Here is a 19,697-nt window from a genome sequence, read left to right as displayed (position 1 = left end):
GTCGGCTGCCAGAATTCAATAACTTGGCATAATTTGTGCCGACAAAATGCGCGCAGAGTATAGGGGCGGTTCTGCCCCTATTCAACTGTCAGGTAGTGATTTCCGACTGCGCGCTACATGAGGAAATGTTTCAGCGGATGTGTGCGAGCACACCTTGAAGCTCATCTAGGGAGTTGTAACCGATCACCAACTGCCCCTTTCCCTTCTTGCCGTGGCGAATCTGCACCGCAGAGCCTAGGCGCTCGGCCAGACGCTGTTCGAGACGGGCGATATCCGGGTCGGGTTTGGTCGCTTCCACAGGCTCCGGTTTGCCACTCAACCACTGGCGAACCAGTGCTTCAGTTTGGCGCACGGTAAGACCGCGTGCGACAACATGTCGCGCCCCTTCCACCTGCTGATTGTCCGGCAGACCGAGCAAAGCACGGGCATGACCCATTTCCAGGTCACCGTGAGACAACATGGTCTTGATGACTTCCGGCAATGCAATAAGCCGCAACAGGTTAGCCACAGTGACGCGGGACTTACCCACAGCCTCGGCAACTTGCTGCTGAGTCAGTTGGAATTCCTGCTGCAAACGCTGCAGGGCCACCGCTTCTTCGATCGGGTTGAGGTCTTCGCGCTGGATGTTCTCGATCAGCGCAATGGCGATTGCGGTTTCATCCGGCACATCGCGGACCATCGCCGGGATGGTTTCCTGCCCGGCTTGCTGACTCGCGCGCCAGCGACGTTCACCGGCGATGATCTCGAAGCGGCCACCGCCAATCGGGCGCACCACGATCGGCTGCATCACGCCTTGCGCCTTGATCGACGCTGCCAGTTCTTCCAGCGCCTGCGGATCCATGTCGCGGCGCGGCTGGTATTTACCGCGCTGCAGCAGATCCAACGGCAAGTGCTGCAGTTCGCGGGTGTCAGCTTGCGCCGCTTGTTCTTCCAGCGCGCTGACGGTCGGACCACTCAGCAGTGCATCCAGTCCACGTCCGAGACCTCGTTTCTTGACGGCCATGGGGATTCCTTAAGTTGCCTGAGCGGCGGCGATGCGTGAATTTTTGCGCTGACGGCGAACCATCTCGCCGGCCAGGGCCAGATAAGCCAGGGCGCCGCGCGATTGCTTGTCGTAGGCCAGCGCCGGCATGCCGTAGCTCGGCGCTTCGGCCAGACGGATGTTGCGCGGGATCACCGTGTCGTACAACTGATCGCCAAAGTGTTCCTTGAGCTGCGCCGAAACGTCATTCATCAGGCTCAGGCGCGGGTCATACATGGTCCGCAACAGACCTTCGACTTTCAGGTTCGGGTTCAGCAGCTCAGCAATGCGTTTGATGTTATCCACAAGGTCGCTAAGACCTTCGAGCGCAAAGTATTCGCACTGCATGGGGATAATTACCCCATCGGCGGCCACCAAAGCGTTCAGCGTAAGCATCGACAGCGACGGCGGGCAGTCGATCAGGATGTAATCGTAATTTTCACGGATCGGCGCCAGCGCGCTGCGCAGGCGGCTTTCCTTCATCTGCATTTCCAGCAGCACCACTTCGGCCGCCGTCAAATCGCGGTTGGCCGGCAGCAGTTGATAACCGCCGTGTTCGGAATAGTGCATGGCCTGGGCCAGATCGCATTCGCCGATCAGCAGGTCGTAGACCGAGTTTTCCAGGCCGTGTTTATCCACTCCGCTACCCATGGTGGCGTTGCCCTGTGGATCGAGATCGATCAACAGCACCCGGCGCTTGGTTGCGACCAGGGATGCTGCGAGGTTGATGCAGGTGGTGGTCTTGCCCACACCACCCTTCTGGTTCGCTATCGCGAATACCTTAGCCATTCTTGCTTGTGTTCCCAATCATGCCGTGCGGCGCAGTATCAGCAGATGGCGTTGGCCTTGGCAACCGGGTACGGCCAGGGCGTGTTCGCTATCGAGTTTGAAGTCTGCCGGCAATGCTACCAGCTCATCCGCCGGATGAACGCCCTTCATTGCCAGCCAGCGTGTATCGGCATCGCCGAGGTGGCGAGTCCAGTTGGTAAAGTTTTCCATGCTGCTGAACGCCCGGGAAATGATCCCGTTGAACGGCTGTGCAGGCTGGAACGCTTCGACGCGACTGTGGATAACTTGCAGGTTATCCAGTTTGAGTTCGAGTTTGACCTGGGTCAGGAAGCGGGTTTTCTTGCCGTTGCTGTCCAGGCAGGTCACTTGCGAGTCTGGATACAGAATCGCCAACGGGATTCCCGGCATGCCGCCGCCGCTGCCGACATCGAGCCAGCGACCGTTTTCGATAAACGACATCACGCTCAGACTATCGAGCAAGTGACGCGACACCATCTCGTCCGGATCGCGCACAGCAGTCAGGTTGTAGGCCTGGTTCCATTTGATCAACAGGGCCAGATAACCCAGCAGTAATTCGTGCTGGGTTTCAGTGAGATTGACACCGAGCTCGCGGGCTCCTGTGGATAACTCTTCGGCGTGTTGCGAAGTGACCTTAGAACTCAAGCGCTTTGCTCCAACTGACGGCCCGCGCCGCGTTTTTTCAAATGAATCATCAACAGCGAAATCGCTGCCGGGGTCACACCCGGGATCCGCGAAGCCTGGCCCAGCGTCTCTGGTCGAGTCGCGCCGAGCTTGCTCTGGATCTCCTTGGAGAGACCGGAAATGTTGGTGTAATCGATATCCACAGGCAATTTCGTGTCTTCACTGGCGCGCAGACGGGCGATTTCGTCCTGTTGACGGTCGATGTAACCGGCGTATTTGGTCTTGATTTCAACCTGCTCGGCAACCTGTGGATCTTCGGCGCCATTGCCGGTCACTTCGACCAGACCAGCGTAGTCGATTTCCGGACGGCTCAAGAGGTTGAGCAAGTTGTATTCGTGAGTCAGCGGCGTGCCGAACTTCTCGGCAATCGCATCGCCCTGCTGCGTATTCGGGCGAACCCAGGTGCTTTTCAGGCGCTGCTCTTCGAGTTCGATGCTTTCGCGTTTCTTGCAGAAGGCCGCCCAACGCGCGTCATCGACCAGACCGAGTTCGCGACCTTTTTCGGTCAGACGCAGGTCGGCGTTGTCCTCGCGCAGGATCAGGCGGTACTCGGCACGGGAAGTGAACATGCGGTACGGCTCTTGGGTACCGAGGGTGATCAGGTCGTCGACTAACACGCCGATGTACGCTTCATCGCGACGCGGACACCAGGCTTCTTTGCCCTTGGCGCGCAGTGCGGCGTTGGCCCCGGCCAGCAAACCTTGGGCGCCAGCTTCTTCGTAACCGGTGGTGCCGTTGATTTGTCCGGCAAAGAACAAACCGCCGATGACTTTGGTTTCCAGGCTGTACTTCAGGTCGCGCGGATCGAAGTAGTCGTACTCGATCGCATAGCCCGGACGCACGATGTGCGCGTTTTCCATGCCGCGGATCGATTGCACGATCTGCAATTGCACGTCGAACGGCAAGCTTGTGGATATCCCGTTCGGATACAGCTCATGGGTGGTCAAACCTTCCGGTTCGATAAACACCTGATGGCTTTCCTTGTCGGCAAAGCGATGGATTTTGTCTTCGATCGACGGGCAATAACGCGGGCCGATGCCTTCGATCTCGCCGGCAGCGGAATACATCGGCGAACGATCGAGGTTCGCGGCAATGATTTCGTGGGTGCGGGCGTTGGTGTGAGTAATCCAGCAGCTGACCTGGCGTGGATGCTGTTCTTTGTTGCCCATGAACGACATCACCGGGATCGGCGTATCGCCTGGTTGCTCGGTCATTACCGAGAAATCCACAGATTTGCCGTCGATACGCGGCGGTGTGCCGGTTTTCAGGCGACCGACACGCAGTGGCAGTTCACGCAAACGGTGAGCCAGGGCGATCGAGGGCGGATCCCCGGCGCGACCGCCGGAAAAATTCTGCAAACCGATGTGGATAAGTCCACCGAGGAACGTACCAGTGGTCAACACCACGGAATCGGCGAAAAAGCGCAGACCCATTTGCGTGACAACACCACGGACTTGTTCCTGTTCGACGATCAGGTCGTCAGCAGCTTGTTGAAATATCCACAGGTTCGGCTGGTTTTCGAGGATTTCGCGGACAGCGGCCTTGTAAAGAATCCGATCGGCTTGCGCACGGGTAGCACGCACGGCCGGGCCTTTACGGCTGTTCAACACACGAAACTGGATGCCGCCCAAATCGGTAGCCGTGGCCATCGCGCCGCCGAGGGCATCGATTTCCTTGACCAGATGGCTTTTGCCTATGCCACCGATGGCCGGGTTGCAACTCATGGCACCGAGGGTTTCCACGTTATGCGTCAGCAACAGGGTTTTTGCCCCCATACGTGCTGAGGCCAGTGCTGCCTCGGTACCGGCATGACCGCCGCCGATGACGATCACTTCAAAACGGGAAGGGAAATCCACCACGCACCTCGTGCCTGCTTAAGTAGGTAATTCAGGAATAGTTTGAGATCAGGTTTCTGGACCTGGTCGACAAGTATAGGGACTTCGCCCTTCCTAAAGAACCCTTTGCACAAAATTTAACCAGCTGTGGAGAACTCGAGGTTAAAAGAATAAAAAAGAGAGAAATTTATAAAACCTTTGTTTTTATGTTTATTCTTACTGAGCCACCTTTCTGTGGATAGATTGCTACAGGCCTTTATATTCAATGTGTACAGAGTTTTAAAACCCTGTGCTCATGTGCCAATGAGGCCCTTGGATAACCGCTGTAAGCCTGTGGATGAAAGGGGTGGTTATCCACAGAGGGGTTTATGTCCAGTTTTTAAGCCCTGTTATCAACCGACCTCAGTGGCAGTTATTCACAGGGCTTAATCCACAGAAAATCGACCAAATGGCTTTTTCCGGGCGCAAAAAAAAGCGCCATCGAAAGATCGGTGACGATCAGGAAGCCGATAGAGGGATGTGAAAGGGCTATTGTGAGAGAACGTAACAGAGGCTAATAATAGCCATTATCATTAACTCGTCAGTTTCTCCCCATGTCCCCAACCGCCCATAACGCTGCGATCGAGCAAATCTACGAGCAACACCATTCGTGGCTGTATGGATGGCTCAAGGGCAAATTGCATGACGCCTGCGATGCTGCCGATGTCGCGCATGACACCTTCGTGCGGATCCTCGCGGCACGGAATGCCGCGCAGATTCGCGAACCGCGGGATTATCTGGCGACCATTGCACGCGGCCTGGTCATTGATCGTTATCGAAGACAGGCTATCGAAGTCGCCTACTTGCAGACCTTGGCTGCTCGACCCGAAGCGACCGCCATCAGCGAAGAAGACAAGGCGCTGATCATCGAAACCCTGGTCGCTGTGGATAAAGCCCTCGCCGGTCTGGGCGCGCGAAGCCGGCAGATCTTCATGCTCTCGCAGATCGACGGCCTGACTTATCAACAGATCGCCGTGCAATTGAAGATTTCCCTGACCACAGTAAAGAAGCACATGATCCGCGCTTTGACGGAATGTGCCCTGATCATGGCGCAGCGCTAATGGCCATCGCCCCCAACCGCAAAGTGTTCGAAGCCGCTGCCGGTTGGTATGTGCAGTTTCAGGCCGATCCGCCGACGCTCGCTGAACAAAAAGCCTGGCAGCTGTGGATAGATAGCGATCCAGCGCACCTGTCGGCGTGGAACCAGATGGAACAATTGCAGCGTCATCTCGGCACCCTGCCGCAGGATTTGAAACGCCGCGCGCTGAATACCGGCCAGCAACGGCGTCAGGTACTGAAATTGTTGCTGCTCGCGACCGGGACAGGGTTCCTCGGTTGGAACGCTCAGCAACATACATCCCTGGGGAATGTATGGGCCGACTACAAAACCGACGTTGGCCAGCGTCGTAGCATTTCATTGGCGGATGGCAGTCAGATCCAGCTCAACACTGACACCGCCATTGATGTGTCCTTCGATGCGGTGCAGCGCCTGATTCGCTTGCGCTCGGGTGAGATCCTTATTCAAACCGGCAAGCTTGGTGATCAGCGGCCGTTTTTTGTCGAGACCCGCGATGGCCGGATTCAAGGGTTGGGCACGCGTTTTTCTGTGTATCAGCTGTCGGGCTCAACGCGGGTCGGCGTGCTGGAAGAGCGGGTCAGCGTGCAACCCGCTGATCCATCAACGGCCGCGATGATCTTGAAAGCAGGCGAAGGCGCTGACTTCGATAGTCGGCACATCGGACGCCTTCATCCCTATAAATCCTCGGCAGTGGCGTGGATCAACGGCCAGCTGATTGTGCTCGATGCACGGTTGGGCGAGGTGATCGAAGAGCTGGGGCGTTATCGCAGCGGTGTTCTGCACTGCGATAGCCGCGCCCGGGATCTGCGGGTATCCGGCACCTTTCGGCTCGATTCCACCGATGCCGTGCTGGCCAACCTTCAGGCCTCGTTACCGATCAACGTCCGCTACTTCACCCGTTACTGGGTCTCGATCAGCCACAACGTCTGATCGAAAATCACCCGGGGAAAAATAAATCGAAAACAGGGTTATCTTTTTTTGCCCTGACCCGGCCCTACAGGTAATCGCGATAAACGCGGCTCTTCGCCACCTTCAGGGCTTATCCACACATGCGTCTTCCCACGTTCCGTCAGTGCTTTTCCCACCACTGCTTTACTTACAGCTTACTGATGACCAGTGCCGCGTCCTGTCTGGTCATCACCCATAGCGCCTTCGCGGCGACGACAGCCCAGCGCTACACCATTGCTGCCGGCCCGCTGGACAATGCGTTGAGCCAGTTCGCCTCAGCCGCGAATGTGATTCTGTCGTTTTCTCCGCAGCAGACCAGCCGTTTACGCAGTGCCGCACTGAACGGCAATTTCACCGTCGACCAGGGATTCGCCCAACTGCTGCAAGGCTCGGGTTTACAAGCCATACCGCAGGCACCTGGCAGCTACATTCTGCAGGCGCTGCCCAATGGTGACGCGCTGGAACTGGCCCCGACCAACATCAACGGGCAATTGGCCAACCCGATGAACCTCGATTACGCCGCCGACGTTGGCTACAAGGCGCAGAACAGCCGGATCGGTACGAAAACCAGCACGCCGTTGTCGGAAACGCCGCGCTCGGTGTCAGTCGTAACCGCGCAACGCATGAAAGATCAGAAATCTCAGACGCTCACCGAAGTACTCGGCTACGTCCCGGGGATCTTTGCCCCACCGTTTGCCGCCGGCGACAGTCTGGCCGGCGATCTGTTTTTCATTCGCGGTTTCAACGCGACCGATTATGGCTACGGTCTGCTGCGCGATGGACTGCGTGTACAAGGCAACCGCTATGACACCAGTACCGAGCCTTATGGACTTGAGCGGGTAGAAATTTTCCGTGGCCCGTCCTCGCTGCTGTATGGGGAAAACGCGCCGGGGGGACTGGTCAATCTGGTCAGCAAACGGCCAACCGCTGAACCGCAAGGCGAAGTGCAACTGGGTTATGGCTCGAACAATCGTCGGCAGATCGGCGTTGATGTGTCCGGGCCACTCAACGACAGCGGCAACATTCTCGGGCGCGTTGTCATGCTCGGGCGCAAGTCGGACACCCAGACCGATCACGTCCCGGATGACCGCATTTACATCGCGCCCTCGCTGTCTCTGAATTTCGATGACTTCAATACCCTGACCCTGCTGGCCAACTACCAGAAGGATCACACCAACATGGAACTTGGCCTGCCGGCCGCCGGGACATTGCTGACCAACCCCAATGGCAAGTTATCCAAAGGCACCATGCTCGGCGACCCGGACTGGAACACCTTCGAACGGGAAACCTGGAGCAGCGGTTACGAGTTCAGCCACTCCTTCAACGACGACTGGCAGTTCCGGCAGAACTCGCGCTACATGCAGTCGCGCATCACCCGTCACGAAACCTGGCCGGGCAACCTCAACAACGCCGGTTTCGGCACGCGTCTGAACATGACTGCGTACGATCGCTTCAACAAGTCGATGGTGTACTCGCTGGATAACCAACTGGAAGGCAAATTCCAGCTCGGTGGGCTGGAAAACACCGTGCTGTTCGGCGCCAGCTACGACCGCACTTCGTTCAATCAGGACTGGAATGCTGGCATCGTCGGGCCGATCGATATCTACAACCCGGTTTACCTGCGCGATCCCACCACCCCGATCGCGGTGCAAAACACGCTGCTCGAGCAACAGATGAAAGGTGTTTATGCACAGATCCAAAGCAAATATAACCACTGGTTGTTCTTGCTCGGCGGTCGTCAGGACTGGGTCGACAGTGATTTTCGCGACAAGGTCGCCCAGTCGAGCGACATCAGTTCCGAGGACAAGAAGTTCACCTATCAGGGCGGCGTGATGTACCAGTTCGACAACGGCATGACGCCGTATGTCAGCTATTCCACCTCGTTCGTACCGGTGCAGCAGATTTCCAATGCCGGCGCACCGCTCGATCCGATCACCAGCAGCCAATACGAAGTGGGCCTGAAATACGAGCCGATCGGCTGGGACACCGCGTTCACTGCTTCGGTGTACGACCTGCGCAAAAAGGACGACACCTACTTAGACTCGACGACAGCGACCTACCGCCAGGTCGGCGAAAGCCGTTCCAAAGGCGTGGAGCTGGAACTGAACAGCAATCTGACCCAGAACCTCAATGTGACAGCGGCCTACACCTACACCGATGCGCGGATTACCAAAGATGCCGCGACGTCATTGGTCAAAGGCCATCAAATGACTGGCGTGCCACGTAATCAGGCTTCGGTCTGGGCGAAATATCGATTCCTCGATGGTGACTTGAAAGGCCTGTACGTCGGCGGTGGTGTGCGTTACTTCGACAGTGCCTTTGCCTACACCTCTCCTTCTCTGTACGGGAAGCTCGATGCCGGCGATGTCACGTTGGTGGATGCGGCGATCGGTTATCAGATCGACACGCACTGGAGCGTCGACCTGAACGCGAAAAACCTGTTCGACAAGGAATATGTGTCGGGATGCAACGATGCCGGTCGCTGCTACTGGGGTGAAGACCGCACCTTGCTAGGTACGGTTTCTTACAACTGGTAAAACGAAAAAGGGGCTGTGGATAAATTCTCACAGCCCCTTTTTGTTATTTGCCGATGCAGAAGCTGGAAAAGATCCTTCCCAGCAGATCATCGGAGCTGAACGCCCCGGTGATTTCACCCAGAGAATGCTGGGCCTGACGCAAATCTTCAGCGAGCAATTCGCCGGCGCCGGCCAATGTAAGCTGCGCGCGGCCGTGTTCCAGCGCGGCGCTGGCGTGACGTAATGCCTCCAAATGGCGGCGACGTGCGCTGAAGCTGCTTTCCGACGTTTGCTCGTAACCCATGCAGGCTTTGAGATGGTCACGCAGCAAGTCCAGCCCTTCACCAGCCGACCTGGCACTCAGACTGATCGTCACATGCCCGTCTTCGCTGGTTTCGAGGGCAATTGCTTCGCCGGTCAGATCCGCTTTGTTGCGAATCAGCGTAACTTTCGCCGGATCCGGGCGGGTTTCGAGGAATTCCGGCCACAACGCAAATGGATCCAGCGCTTCCGGAGCGGTCGCATCGACCACCAGCAACACCCGATCGGCTTCACCAATAGCCTTCAATGCCCGTTCAACACCGATCTTTTCCACATGATCATCGGTATCACGCAGACCTGCAGTATCGACAACATGCAGCGGCATGCCGTCGATGTGGATATGTTCGCGCAGGATATCCCGCGTGGTGCCGGCAATCTCCGTCACGATGGCAGCTTCGCGACCGGCCAATGCGTTTAACAGGCTGGACTTGCCGGCATTCGGACGACCGGCAATCACCACAGTCATGCCATCGCGCAACAAAGCGCCTTGCCCGGCTTCACGCAGTACTGTGGATAACTCGTTGCGCACTTTGTCGAGCATGCTCAGCACATGGCCATCGGCGAGAAAGTCGATTTCTTCTTCCGGGAAGTCGATGGCGGCTTCGACGTAGATACGCAAACCGATCAGCTGCTCGGTCAAGTTATGCACACGTTGGGAAAATGCACCCTGCAATGAGCGCAGGGCATTACGCGCAGCCTGTGCCGAACTGGCCTCGATCAAATCGGCAATCGCCTCGGCCTGGGCCAGGTCGAGTTTGTCATTGAGGAAGGCTCGTTCACTGAATTCCCCCGGACGGGCCAAACGGCAACCCAACTCCAGGCAACGCTTGAGCAACATGTCCAGCACGATCGGGCCGCCGTGGCCTTGCAGTTCCAGCACGTCTTCGCCGGTGAACGAGTTCGGACCCGGGAAATACAGGGCCAGGCCCTCGTCCAGAACTTGCTGGTCGTCACTGAAAAACGGCCCGTAATGGGCGTAACGCGGTTTCAGTTCGCGGCCGCTGATGGCTTTGGCGGCAACACTGGCCAGCGGCCCGGAAATACGGACGATGCCCACACCGCCGCGACCCTGAGCGGTGGCGACGGCGGCGATGGTTTCACGAGGTGTGCTCATAAACCGGAATCCAGACAAAAGTGGCAGATAGCAAAACGCCCCACTAGGGGGCGTTTTGAGTGGTGTTATCCACAGTGCAAGTTACGCCTCGGCTTTTTTCGTCGCCGCTTCGATCTTACGCGTGATGTACCACTGTTGTGCAATCGACAGGCAGTTGTTCACAACCCAGTACAGCACCAGACCTGCTGGGAACCACAGGAAGAAGAAGGTGAAGATGATTGGCATCATTTTCATGACCTTCGCCTGCATCGGATCCGGAGGAGTCGGGTTCAGCTGCTGCTGGATGAACATGGTTGCGCCCATGATGATCGGCAGAATGAAGAACGGATCCTTGATCGACAGGTCAGTGATCCACAGCATGAACGGCGCCTGGCGCATTTCCACGCTTTCCAGCAGAACCCAGTACAGCGAAAGGAAAACCGGCATCTGTACGAGGATCGGCAAGCAGCCGCCCAGCGGGTTGATCTTCTCTTTCTTGTACAGCTCCATCATGGCTTGCGACATTTTCTGCCGGTCATCGCCATGTTGCTCTTTCAGAGCAGCCAGTTTCGGCGCGACAGCACGCATACGCGCCATCGATTTGTAGCTGGCAGCCGACAGAGGGAAGAAAATACCCTTGATCAGCATGGTCAGGAAGATGATCGACCAGCCCCAGTTACCGACAATGGCGTGGATGTGTTGCAGCAGCCAGAAGATTGGCTGGGCAATGAACCACAGAATGCCGTAGTCGACGGTCAGTTCCAGACCTGGGGACAACTCTTTCAATACAGCCTGGCTTTTCGGACCGGCGTACAGCACAGCGCTGGTTTCAACTTTGGCACCCGGAGCAGCGGTCAGTGTTGGACCGGTGTAACCGATGATGTAGTTGCCTTTGCTGTCTTTACGGGTCTGGACGATGTTGTTTTCGCCCTTGGCCGGAATCCACGCGGTCACGAAGTAGTGTTGCAGCCAGGCTACCCAACCACCGGTGACAGTTTCTTTCAGCTGTGCCTTGTCCATGTCCTTCATGGACACTTTCTTGTACGGCTCCGAACTTGTCCACAGGGCGGCGCCCAGGTAAGTCGCGGTGCCAGTAGCAGTAGTGGACGAAGGATCAGCGCTGTTGTCGCGTTTCAACTGAGCAAACATTGCGCCGTTCCAGGGCTGAGCGCTCTGGTTATCCACAATGTAGGAAACGGCTACGTCATACAGGCCGCGTTTCAGAGTGAAACGCTTGATGTAATTGACGCCGTCCTTGCTGAACTTAAGGTCGACGACCAGTTGGTCCTGACCGTCAGCCAGTTGATAAGTCTTCTTCTCCGCAGAGTAGACCGGACGACCGGCCGGATTTGCATCCGGGCCATTGGTGCCGATCAGACCGCTTTGGGCCAGATAAACACGTTCGCCGCCGTTATCGAACAGCTGGAACGGAACATCAGGACGATCCTGACGACGTGGATACAAAGGCAAGGTCAGTTGAGCAACATCACCACCTTGTGGATCGATCGCGAGATCGAGCACGTCGGTTTTGATCTGGATCAGATCCTTGCTGGCGGCTACCGGAGTTTCGGCAGGTGCGCTGGTATCGCTAGCGGCGCGCGGAATATCGTCACTGGCGGCAGCATTATTGCCAGTGGCGGTGTCCGGCAAACCGGATGTAGTCGTACTGGAAGCAACATTCTGAGTCGGCAGGGCAGCCTGGCCATAGTCCTGGTTCCATTTAAGAACCATAACGTAGGACACGATTGCCAGGGCGACGATCAGGATCGTGCGTTTGATATCCATGATTACTCGGCCATCGAAGAAGAACGGGAGGTAGGGATAGGTGGAACCGGGTCATAACCACCGGGATTCCACGGATGACAGCGACCTAAACGACGAAAGGTCAGCCAGCCACCGCGCAGAAGGCCATGATTTTCGATGGCTTCATACGCGTAGCAGGAACAACTGGGGTAGAAACGACAGTGGCTGGCCATCAAAGGACTAATGGCATAGCGATAAAACTGGATCGGAACGAGGGCCAGTTTACGCATCGGTACTGTCTACCCCTACAGTTTCGGTTTTGACTTCTGGAACTGGCTTGCTGCGTGCAAGACGCTTCCAGAGCTTGCCGAAATGCTGAATCAATTCGGGGTTTTCTACATCGCCCAGACCTTTGCGCGCGACGATAACGATATCCCAGCCGACCAGTGAATCCTGGTGCAGACGGAATGATTCGCGCATCAAACGTTTGAGGCGATTGCGCTCAACGGAGAGCTTTACGCTCTTTTTCCCGATAACCAGCCCTAGACGGGGGTGATCAAGATCGTTGTTGCGTGCAAGGAGCAGGAGATTTTTCCCCGGAACCTTGCCGGTAGGGGAGTCAAAGACTGCCTTGAAATGCCGGGGAGTAAGCAGACGCTTTTCCCGACTGAAGTCCTGACTCACCTCCAGTACCGGATTATCAAACTGCCAGACGCGCACGACCTTTGGCGCGACGACGCGACAGGACTGCGCGGCCGTTCTTGGTAGCCATGCGAGCACGGAAACCGTGGGTACGAGCGCGTTTGATAGTGCTTGGTTGGAAAGTACGTTTCATGTCGTGTTACCTGGTTCGTCCACAACGGGCCGGAATGGCCCCCGTTTTAAGAGACCGGGGATTCTAGAGAAAGCAAGCCTTCAGGTCAATTTCCAACCAGCGTTTCCTTATAAATAGATCTCGGGGGCCTCTGTGGCTGAAAGCCTGTCTGCCAAACATAAAAATAAAGAAGGGACTTATTTAAAGCTTTTTTGTAAAGCTTATAAAAGCTAGGCCAGCCATCTTCTGTGGATAAGTGCCATGAGCCCACATTTCACGTGATGTACAGAGAATGACAACTACGCTGGAAAACCGTGTTCAGCCTGTGCTGCACTGTCGGATAACCTGTGTGTGGAATGGGCTGTTATCCACAGGCGGGTTATCCACCGAGTTCAACCCCCAGTTGTCCAGTGCCCTTAGAGGCGGTTATCCACAGAGCTTATTCACACACCGTTGGTCGCTTTTTCATCGGTTAACACATTGATAAATCATGGTCACCGGGCAACCTGCATGTGGATAAGTGGACCGCTCGCCGCTACAATGGCCGCTTGTTTTTGCCTCACCGGCTTTCAACTTAGGGGATATCCGTGTCAGTGGAACTTTGGCAGCAGTGCGTGGAGCTTTTGCGCGAGGAGCTGCCTGCCCAACAATTCAACACCTGGATCCGTCCACTACAGGTCGAAGCCGAAGGCGACGAGTTGCGCGTCTACGCACCGAACCGTTTTGTGCTGGACTGGGTCAACGAAAAGTACCTGGGCCGCGTCCTTGAACTGCTGGATGAGCATGGCAATGGCATGGCGCCGGCGCTCTCCTTATTAATAGGTAGCAAGCGCAGTTCGGCTCCGCGGGCGGCGCCGAATGCTCCGCTCGCCGCCGCGCAGGTTTCCCAGGCCCAGGCAAATGCCGCGCCTGTCAGCGCGCCGGCAACCACGCAGACGCCAGCACCGGCGGCCAAGCGCTCGACGCAAAAAAGCCCCGAAGTCAGCGATGAACCTTCTCGCGACAGTTTCGATCCGATGTCCGGCGCGGCTTCGCAACAGGCGCCGGTTCGCGCCGAACAGCGCACCGTGCAGGTCGAAGGCGCGCTCAAGCACACCAGCTACCTGAACCGCACCTTTACCTTCGAAAACTTCGTCGAAGGTAAATCCAACCAGCTCGCCCGCGCGGCGGCCTGGCAAGTGGCGGACAACCCCAAGCACGGCTACAACCCACTGTTCCTTTATGGTGGCGTCGGCCTGGGTAAAACCCACTTGATGCACGCGGTGGGTAACCATCTATTAAAGAAGAACCCGAATGCCAAGGTCGTGTACCTGCATTCCGAGCGTTTCGTCGCCGACATGGTCAAGGCGCTGCAACTGAACGCGATCAACGAGTTCAAGCGTTTCTACCGTTCGGTGGACGCTTTGCTGATCGACGACATTCAGTTCTTCGCCCGCAAAGAGCGTTCGCAGGAAGAGTTTTTCCACACCTTCAACGCCCTGCTTGAAGGTGGCCAGCAGGTCATTCTCACCAGTGACCGCTACCCGAAAGAAATCGAAGGCCTTGAAGAGCGCCTCAAATCCCGTTTCGGCTGGGGCCTGACGGTTGCCGTCGAGCCGCCGGAGCTGGAAACCCGCGTCGCGATCTTGATGAAGAAGGCCGACCAGGCCAAAGTCGAGTTGCCGCACGATGCCGCGTTCTTCATTGCCCAGCGTATCCGCTCCAATGTCCGTGAGCTGGAAGGCGCGCTGAAACGCGTGATCGCCCACTCGCACTTCATGGGCCGCGACATCACCATCGAGCTGATTCGCGAATCCCTGAAAGACTTGTTGGCGCTGCAAGACAAACTGGTCTCTGTGGATAACATTCAGCGCACCGTCGCCGAGTACTACAAGATCAAGATCTCGGACTTGTTGTCCAAGCGCCGTTCGCGCTCGGTAGCGCGTCCGCGTCAGGTGGCCATGGCTTTGTCCAAGGAACTGACCAACCACAGCCTGCCGGAAATCGGCGATGTGTTTGGCGGCCGTGACCACACCACCGTGTTGCACGCCTGCCGCAAGATCAACGAACTTAAGGAATCCGACGCGGACATCCGCGAGGACTACAAGAACCTGCTGCGTACACTGACCACTTGATGAACACCAGCGCAGCTTATTAAGGCAAGGGACTAGACCATGCATTTCACCATTCAACGCGAAGCCCTGTTGAAACCCCTGCAACTGGTCGCAGGCGTCGTCGAGCGTCGACAGACCTTGCCGGTACTGTCCAACGTGCTGTTGGTAGTCGAAGGCCAGCAACTGTCGCTGACCGGTACCGACCTGGAAGTCGAGTTGGTCGGTCGTGTGCAACTTGAGGAGCCGGCGGAAACAGGTTCCATCACTGTGCCTGCGCGCAAGCTGATGGATATCTGCAAAAGCTTGCCCAACGATGCGCTGATCGACATCAAGGTCGACGAGCAGAAGCTGGTGGTGAAGGCCGGCCGTAGCCGCTTCACCCTGTCGACTCTGCCGGCTAACGATTTCCCGACTGTTGAAGAAGGCCCTGGCTCGCTGACCTGCAGCCTCGAGCAAAGCAAACTGCGTCGCCTGATCGAACGCACCAGCTTCGCCATGGCTCAACAGGACGTGCGTTACTACCTCAATGGCATGCTGCTGGAAGTGTCCGAAGGCATCATCCGCGCCGTGGCCACCGACGGTCACCGTCTGGCCATGTGCTCGATGAAAGCCGATATCGGCCAGCCGGATCGCCATCAGGTGATCGTGCCGCGCAAAGGTATTCTCGAACTGGCGCGTCTGCTCACCGAGCCGGACGGCAATGTCAGCATCGTGTTGGGCCAGCATCACATCCGCGCCACCACCGGCGAATTCACCTTCACCTCGAAACTGGTTGACGGCAAATTCCCGGACTACGAGCGCGTGCTGCCGAAGGGCGGTGACAAGCTGGTACTCGGCGATCGCCAGGCCCTGCGTGAAGCGTTCAGCCGTACCGCGATTCTGTCCAACGAGAAGTACCGTGGTATCCGTCTGCAACTGGCCAGCGGTCAGTTGAAGATCCAGGCCAACAACCCGGAGCAGGAAGAAGCGGAAGAAGAAGTGGGCGTTGAATACAACGGCGGCTCCCTGGAAATCGGCTTCAACGTGAGCTACTTGCTCGACGTGCTGGGCGTGATGACCACCGAGCAGGTTCGTCTGATCCTGTCCGACTCCAACAGCAGTGCGCTGGTGCAAGAGTCTGACAACGACGATTCGGCTTACGTTGTCATGCCGATGCGTCTGTAATCAGCTGATCCTGGATGTCCTTAAGTCGTGTTTCGGTCACCGCGGTGCGCAATTTGCACCCGGTGACCTTCTCCCCCTCCCCCCGCATCAACATTCTTTACGGCGCCAACGGCAGCGGCAAAACCAGTGTTCTGGAAGCCATTCATCTGCTGGGGCTTGCCCGTTCGTTTCGTAGCACGCGGCTTTTGCCGGTCATCCAGTATGAGCAGCTCGCCTGTACCGTGTTCGGTCAGGTCGAACTGGCCGAGGGTGGGCATAGCGCTTTGGGCATCTCGCGCGATCGTCAGGGCGAGTTCCAGATTCGCATTGATGGCCAGAACGCCCGCAGCGCTGCGCAACTGGCGGAGATCCTGCCGCTGCAGTTGATCAACCCCGACAGCTTCCGTCTGCTCGAAGGTGCACCAAAGATTCGTCGGCAGTTTCTCGACTGGGGCGTGTTCCACGTCGAACCGCGCTTCATGGCCACCTGGCAGCGTTTGCAGAAGGCCTTGCGCCAGAGAAACTCATGGCTGCGGCATGGTACACTTGACGCCGTTTCGCAAGCGGTTTGGGACAGGGAACTGTGCCAGGCCAGCGCTGAAATCGATGAATACCGCCGCGCTTACATCAAAGCCTTGAAACCAGTCTTTGAACAAACCTTGAGCGAACTGGTTGAGCTCGAAGGTTTGACGCTCAGCTATTACCGAGGCTGGGACAAAGACCGGGAATTGAGCGCCGTACTGGCCGGTTCCGTGCAACGGGACCAGCAAATGGGTCATACCCAGGCCGGGCCGCAACGGGCTGATTTGCGTCTTAGATTGGGCGCACACAATGCCGCGGACATTTTGTCCCGGGGTCAGCAGAAGTTGGTGGTCTGTGCATTGCGGATTGCCCAAGGGCACCTGGTCAGCCAGGCCCGCCGCGGTCAGTGTATTTATCTGGTGGATGACTTGCCGTCCGAGCTGGACGAGAGCCACCGTCGCGCGTTGTGCCGCTTGCTGGAAGACTTACGCTGCCAGGTGTTCATCACCTGTGTAGATCACGAATTATTGAGGGAAGGCTGGCAGACGGAAACGCCAGTCGCTCTGTTCCACGTGGAACAGGGCCGTATCACCCAGACCCACGACCATCGGGAGTGAAGGCATTGAGCGAAGAAAATACGTACGACTCAACGAGCATTAAAGTGCTGAAAGGCCTGGATGCCGTACGCAAACGTCCCGGTATGTACATTGGTGACACCGACGATGGCAGCGGTCTGCACCACATGGTGTTCGAGGTGGTCGACAACTCGATCGACGAAGCCCTCGCCGGCCACTGCGACGACATCAGCATCATCATCCACCCGGACGAATCCATCACCGTTAAAGACAACGGTCGTGGCATCCCGGTAGACGTGCACAAAGAGGAAGGCGTTTCCGCCGCCGAGGTCATCATGACCGTCCTCCACGCTGGTGGTAAGTTCGACGACAACTCCTACAAAGTATCCGGCGGTCTGCACGGTGTAGGTGTGTCGGTAGTGAACGCACTGTCCGAAGAATTGGTACTGACCGTTCGCCGCAGCGGCAAGATCTGGGAACAGACCTACGTCCACGGCGTACCTCAGGCACCGATGGCCATCGTTGGCGACAGCGAAACCACTGGTACCCAGATCCACTTCAAGGCTTCCAGCGAAACCTTCAAGAACATTCACTTCAGCTGGGACATCCTGGCCAAGCGCATTCGTGAACTGTCCTTCCTCAACTCCGGTGTCGGCATCGTCCTCAAGGATGAGCGCAGCGGCAAGGAAGAACTGTTCAAGTACGAAGGCGGCCTGCGTGCGTTCGTTGAATACCTGAACACCAACAAGACTGCGGTCAACCAGGTGTTCCACTTCAACATCCAGCGTGAAGACGGCATCGGCGTGGAAATCGCCCTGCAGTGGAACGACAGCTTCAACGAGAACCTGTTGTGCTTCACCAACAACATTCCGCAGCGCGACGGCGGTACTCACCTGGTGGGCTTCCGTTCGGCACTGACGCGTAACCTGAACAACTACATCGAGCAGGAAGGTCTGGCGAAGAAGCACAAAGTCGCCACCACCGGTGACGATGCCCGTGAAGGCCTGACCGCGATCATTTCGGTGAAAGTGCCGGATCCGAAGTTCAGCTCGCAGACCAAAGACAAGCTGGTGTCTTCCGAAGTGAAGACCGCGGTCGAGCAGGAGATGGGCAAGTACTTCTCCGACTTCCTCCTGGAAAACCCGAACGAAGCCAAGCTGGTTGTCGGCAAGATGATCGACGCCGCCCGTGCCCGTGAAGCCGCGCGCAAGGCCCGTGAGATGACCCGCCGCAAAGGCGCGCTGGACATCGCCGGCCTGCCAGGCAAGCTCGCTGACTGCCAGGAAAAAGACCCGGCGCTGTCCGAACTGTACCTGGTGGAAGGTGACTCCGCGGGCGGCTCTGCCAAGCAGGGACGTAACCGCAAGACCCAGGCCATCCTGCCGTTGAAGGGCAAGATCCTCAACGTCGAGAAAGCTCGCTTCGACAAGATGATCTCTTCCCAGGAAGTGGGCACCTTGATCACCGCGCTGGGCTGCGGCATCGGTCGCGATGAGTACAACATCGACAAGCTGCGTTATCACAACATCATCATCATGACCGATGCTGACGTCGACGGTTCGCACATCCGTACCCTGTTGCTGACCTTCTTCTTCCGTCAGTTGCCGGAGCTGATCGAGCGCGGCTACATCTACATCGCCCAGCCGCCGCTGTACAAGGTCAAGAAAGGCAAGCAAGAGCAATACATCAAAGACGACGACGCCATGGAAGAGTACATGACGCAGTCGGCCCTGGAAGATGCGAGCCTGCACCTGAACGAAGAAGCCCCGGGCATTTCCGGTGAAGCGCTGGAACGTCTGGTTAACGACTTCCGCATGGTGATGAAGACTCTCAAGCGTCTGTCGCGCCTGTACCCGCAGGAACTGACCGAGCACTTCATCTACCTGCCGGCCGTGAGCCTGGAAAAGCTCGGCGACCATGCAGCGATGCAAGAGTGGCTGGCCCAGTACGAAGCACGTCTGCGCACCGTGGAAAAATCCGGTCTGGTCTACAAGGCCAGCCTGCGTGAAGATCGTGAACGTGGCGTCTGGCTGCCAGAGGTCGAACTGATCTCCCACGGCCTGTCGAACTACGTCACCTTCAACCGCGACTTCTTCGGCAGCAACGACTACAAAACCGTCGTGACCCTCGGCGCTCAACTGAGCACCCTGCTCGACGAAGGCGCGTACATCCAGCGTGGCGAGCGCAAAAAAGCGGTCACCGAGTTCAAGGAAGCACTGGACTGGCTGATGGCGGAAAGCACCAAGCGCCACACCATCCAGCGATACAAAGGTCTGGGCGAAATGAACCCGGATCAGCTCTGGGAAACCACCATGGACCCAAGCGTGCGCCGTATGCTGAAAGTCACCATCGAAGACGCCATTGGCGCGGACCAGATCTTCAACACCCTTATGGGTGATGCGGTCGAACCTCGCCGTGACTTCATCGAGAGCAATGCGCTGGCGGTTTCGAACCTGGATTTCTGA

The 19,697-nt window shown here is 57.2% G+C and carries 16 protein-coding genes; 7 read left to right on the top strand and 9 right to left on the bottom strand.

Annotated elements, in window-relative coordinates; all coding sequences use genetic code 11:
• Positions 1–130: 130 nt before the first annotated feature.
• The 4 genes from M5G26_RS15780 to mnmG are packed head-to-tail and all read right to left on the bottom strand — an operon-like array spanning position 131 to position 4,368.
• Positions 131–1,003, bottom strand: a complete 873-nt coding sequence (locus M5G26_RS15780; RefSeq protein WP_034152184.1) for a ParB/RepB/Spo0J family partition protein — start codon at positions 1,001–1,003, stop codon at positions 131–133.
• Between the two features lie 9 nt (positions 1,004–1,012).
• Positions 1,013–1,810 carry a ParA family protein gene (locus M5G26_RS15775; RefSeq protein WP_008084406.1) on the bottom strand — a complete coding sequence of 266 codons (798 nt, stop codon included), beginning with the start codon at positions 1,808–1,810 and terminating at the stop codon, positions 1,013–1,015.
• Between the two features lie 18 nt (positions 1,811–1,828).
• Entirely contained in the window at positions 1,829–2,473 is a 645-nt protein-coding gene (gene rsmG, locus M5G26_RS15770) for a 16S rRNA (guanine(527)-N(7))-methyltransferase RsmG (RefSeq protein ID WP_007911906.1), read from the bottom strand.
• The gene (mnmG, locus tag M5G26_RS15765; RefSeq protein WP_016984066.1) at positions 2,470–4,368 is read right to left on the bottom strand and encodes a tRNA uridine-5-carboxymethylaminomethyl(34) synthesis enzyme MnmG; all 1,899 of its coding nucleotides are present in this window, start codon (positions 4,366–4,368) and stop codon (positions 2,470–2,472) included. Before mnmG ends, rsmG begins: the two co-directional genes overlap by 4 nt.
• A gap of 572 nt (positions 4,369–4,940) precedes the next feature.
• On the opposite strand from mnmG, the gene M5G26_RS15760 reads away from it, so the two are divergent.
• The 3 genes from M5G26_RS15760 (at position 4,941) to M5G26_RS15750 (ending at position 8,949) form a co-directional block, all read left to right on the top strand.
• Positions 4,941–5,447 (top strand): sigma-70 family RNA polymerase sigma factor, encoded by a 507-nt coding sequence (locus M5G26_RS15760; RefSeq protein ID WP_273915899.1) that lies wholly within the window; start codon positions 4,941–4,943, stop codon positions 5,445–5,447.
• Complete coding sequence (locus M5G26_RS15755; protein WP_273915898.1) at positions 5,447–6,394, top strand: FecR domain-containing protein; 948 nt, start codon at positions 5,447–5,449, stop codon at positions 6,392–6,394. Before M5G26_RS15760 ends, M5G26_RS15755 begins: the two co-directional genes overlap by 1 nt.
• Before the next feature lie 119 nt (positions 6,395–6,513).
• The gene (locus M5G26_RS15750) at positions 6,514–8,949 is read left to right on the top strand and encodes a TonB-dependent siderophore receptor (protein ID WP_273915897.1); all 2,436 of its coding nucleotides are present in this window, start codon (positions 6,514–6,516) and stop codon (positions 8,947–8,949) included.
• A gap of 43 nt (positions 8,950–8,992) precedes the next feature.
• Here the strand turns inward: M5G26_RS15750 and mnmE are convergent, their stop codons facing one another.
• The 5 genes from mnmE to rpmH all read right to left on the bottom strand — a co-directional run bounded on the left by mnmE (position 8,993) and on the right by rpmH (position 12,920).
• Entirely contained in the window at positions 8,993–10,363 is a 1,371-nt protein-coding gene (gene mnmE, locus M5G26_RS15745; RefSeq protein WP_134176501.1) for a tRNA uridine-5-carboxymethylaminomethyl(34) synthesis GTPase MnmE, read from the bottom strand.
• A gap of 81 nt (positions 10,364–10,444) precedes the next feature.
• Positions 10,445–12,127 (bottom strand): membrane protein insertase YidC, encoded by a 1,683-nt coding sequence (gene yidC / locus M5G26_RS15740; RefSeq protein WP_134176502.1) that lies wholly within the window; start codon positions 12,125–12,127, stop codon positions 10,445–10,447.
• Positions 12,128–12,129: 2 nt separating this feature from the next.
• Positions 12,130–12,375: a membrane protein insertion efficiency factor YidD gene (gene yidD / locus M5G26_RS15735; RefSeq protein ID WP_010465488.1), complete on the bottom strand. Its 246-nt coding sequence runs from the start codon at positions 12,373–12,375 to the stop codon at positions 12,130–12,132.
• A complete protein-coding gene (gene rnpA / locus M5G26_RS15730) occupies positions 12,368–12,769 on the bottom strand; it encodes a ribonuclease P protein component (RefSeq protein ID WP_016984072.1) in 402 nt (133 codons plus the stop codon). The genes yidD and rnpA overlap by 8 nt, the downstream gene beginning before the upstream one ends.
• 16 nt (positions 12,770–12,785) lie before the next feature.
• Positions 12,786–12,920, bottom strand: a complete 135-nt coding sequence (gene rpmH / locus M5G26_RS15725) for a 50S ribosomal protein L34 (RefSeq protein ID WP_003213577.1) — start codon at positions 12,918–12,920, stop codon at positions 12,786–12,788.
• Positions 12,921–13,486: 566 nt separating this feature from the next.
• Here rpmH and dnaA point away from each other — a divergent pair.
• From dnaA to gyrB, 4 genes are read left to right on the top strand one after another with little or no spacing between them, the layout of a single operon-like run.
• A complete protein-coding gene (dnaA, locus tag M5G26_RS15720) occupies positions 13,487–15,013 on the top strand; it encodes a chromosomal replication initiator protein DnaA (protein WP_134176503.1) in 1,527 nt (508 codons plus the stop codon).
• A gap of 39 nt (positions 15,014–15,052) precedes the next feature.
• Complete coding sequence (dnaN, locus tag M5G26_RS15715) at positions 15,053–16,156, top strand: DNA polymerase III subunit beta (protein ID WP_007911887.1); 1,104 nt, start codon at positions 15,053–15,055, stop codon at positions 16,154–16,156.
• 14 nt (positions 16,157–16,170) lie between these two features.
• Positions 16,171–17,274, top strand: a complete 1,104-nt coding sequence (gene recF, locus M5G26_RS15710; RefSeq protein WP_003220208.1) for a DNA replication/repair protein RecF — start codon at positions 16,171–16,173, stop codon at positions 17,272–17,274.
• Positions 17,275–17,279: 5 nt separating this feature from the next.
• On the top strand, positions 17,280–19,697 hold the full coding sequence (gyrB, locus tag M5G26_RS15705) for a DNA topoisomerase (ATP-hydrolyzing) subunit B (RefSeq protein WP_007911885.1): 2,418 nt from the start codon (positions 17,280–17,282) through the stop codon (positions 19,695–19,697).

Origin of the sequence: Pseudomonas sp. TNT2022 ID642 (genome assembly GCF_028656995.1) — a bacterium.
Taxonomy (GTDB): domain Bacteria; phylum Pseudomonadota; class Gammaproteobacteria; order Pseudomonadales; family Pseudomonadaceae; genus Aquipseudomonas.
Note: the sequence above shows the minus strand (reverse complement) of the source record. Positions and strands in the feature narration are given on the sequence as shown.

Coding starts and splice junctions, on each gene's coding strand:
- yidD (WP_010465488.1), bottom strand. CDS start 12,375: ATGCGTAAACTGGCCCTCGTTCCGATCCAGTTTTATCGCTATGCCATT.
- M5G26_RS15780 (WP_034152184.1), bottom strand. CDS start 1,003: ATGGCCGTCAAGAAACGAGGTCTCGGACGTGGACTGGATGCACTGCTG.
- M5G26_RS15755 (WP_273915898.1), top strand. CDS start 5,447: ATGGCCATCGCCCCCAACCGCAAAGTGTTCGAAGCCGCTGCCGGTTGG.
- yidC (WP_134176502.1), bottom strand. CDS start 12,127: ATGGATATCAAACGCACGATCCTGATCGTCGCCCTGGCAATCGTGTCC.
- mnmE (WP_134176501.1), bottom strand. CDS start 10,363: ATGAGCACACCTCGTGAAACCATCGCCGCCGTCGCCACCGCTCAGGGT.
- M5G26_RS15760 (WP_273915899.1), top strand. CDS start 4,941: ATGTCCCCAACCGCCCATAACGCTGCGATCGAGCAAATCTACGAGCAA.
- dnaN (WP_007911887.1), top strand. CDS start 15,053: ATGCATTTCACCATTCAACGCGAAGCCCTGTTGAAACCCCTGCAACTG.
- M5G26_RS15775 (WP_008084406.1), bottom strand. CDS start 1,810: ATGGCTAAGGTATTCGCGATAGCGAACCAGAAGGGTGGTGTGGGCAAG.
- M5G26_RS15750 (WP_273915897.1), top strand. CDS start 6,514: ATGCGTCTTCCCACGTTCCGTCAGTGCTTTTCCCACCACTGCTTTACT.
- recF (WP_003220208.1), top strand. CDS start 16,171: ATGTCCTTAAGTCGTGTTTCGGTCACCGCGGTGCGCAATTTGCACCCG.
- rpmH (WP_003213577.1), bottom strand. CDS start 12,920: ATGAAACGTACTTTCCAACCAAGCACTATCAAACGCGCTCGTACCCAC.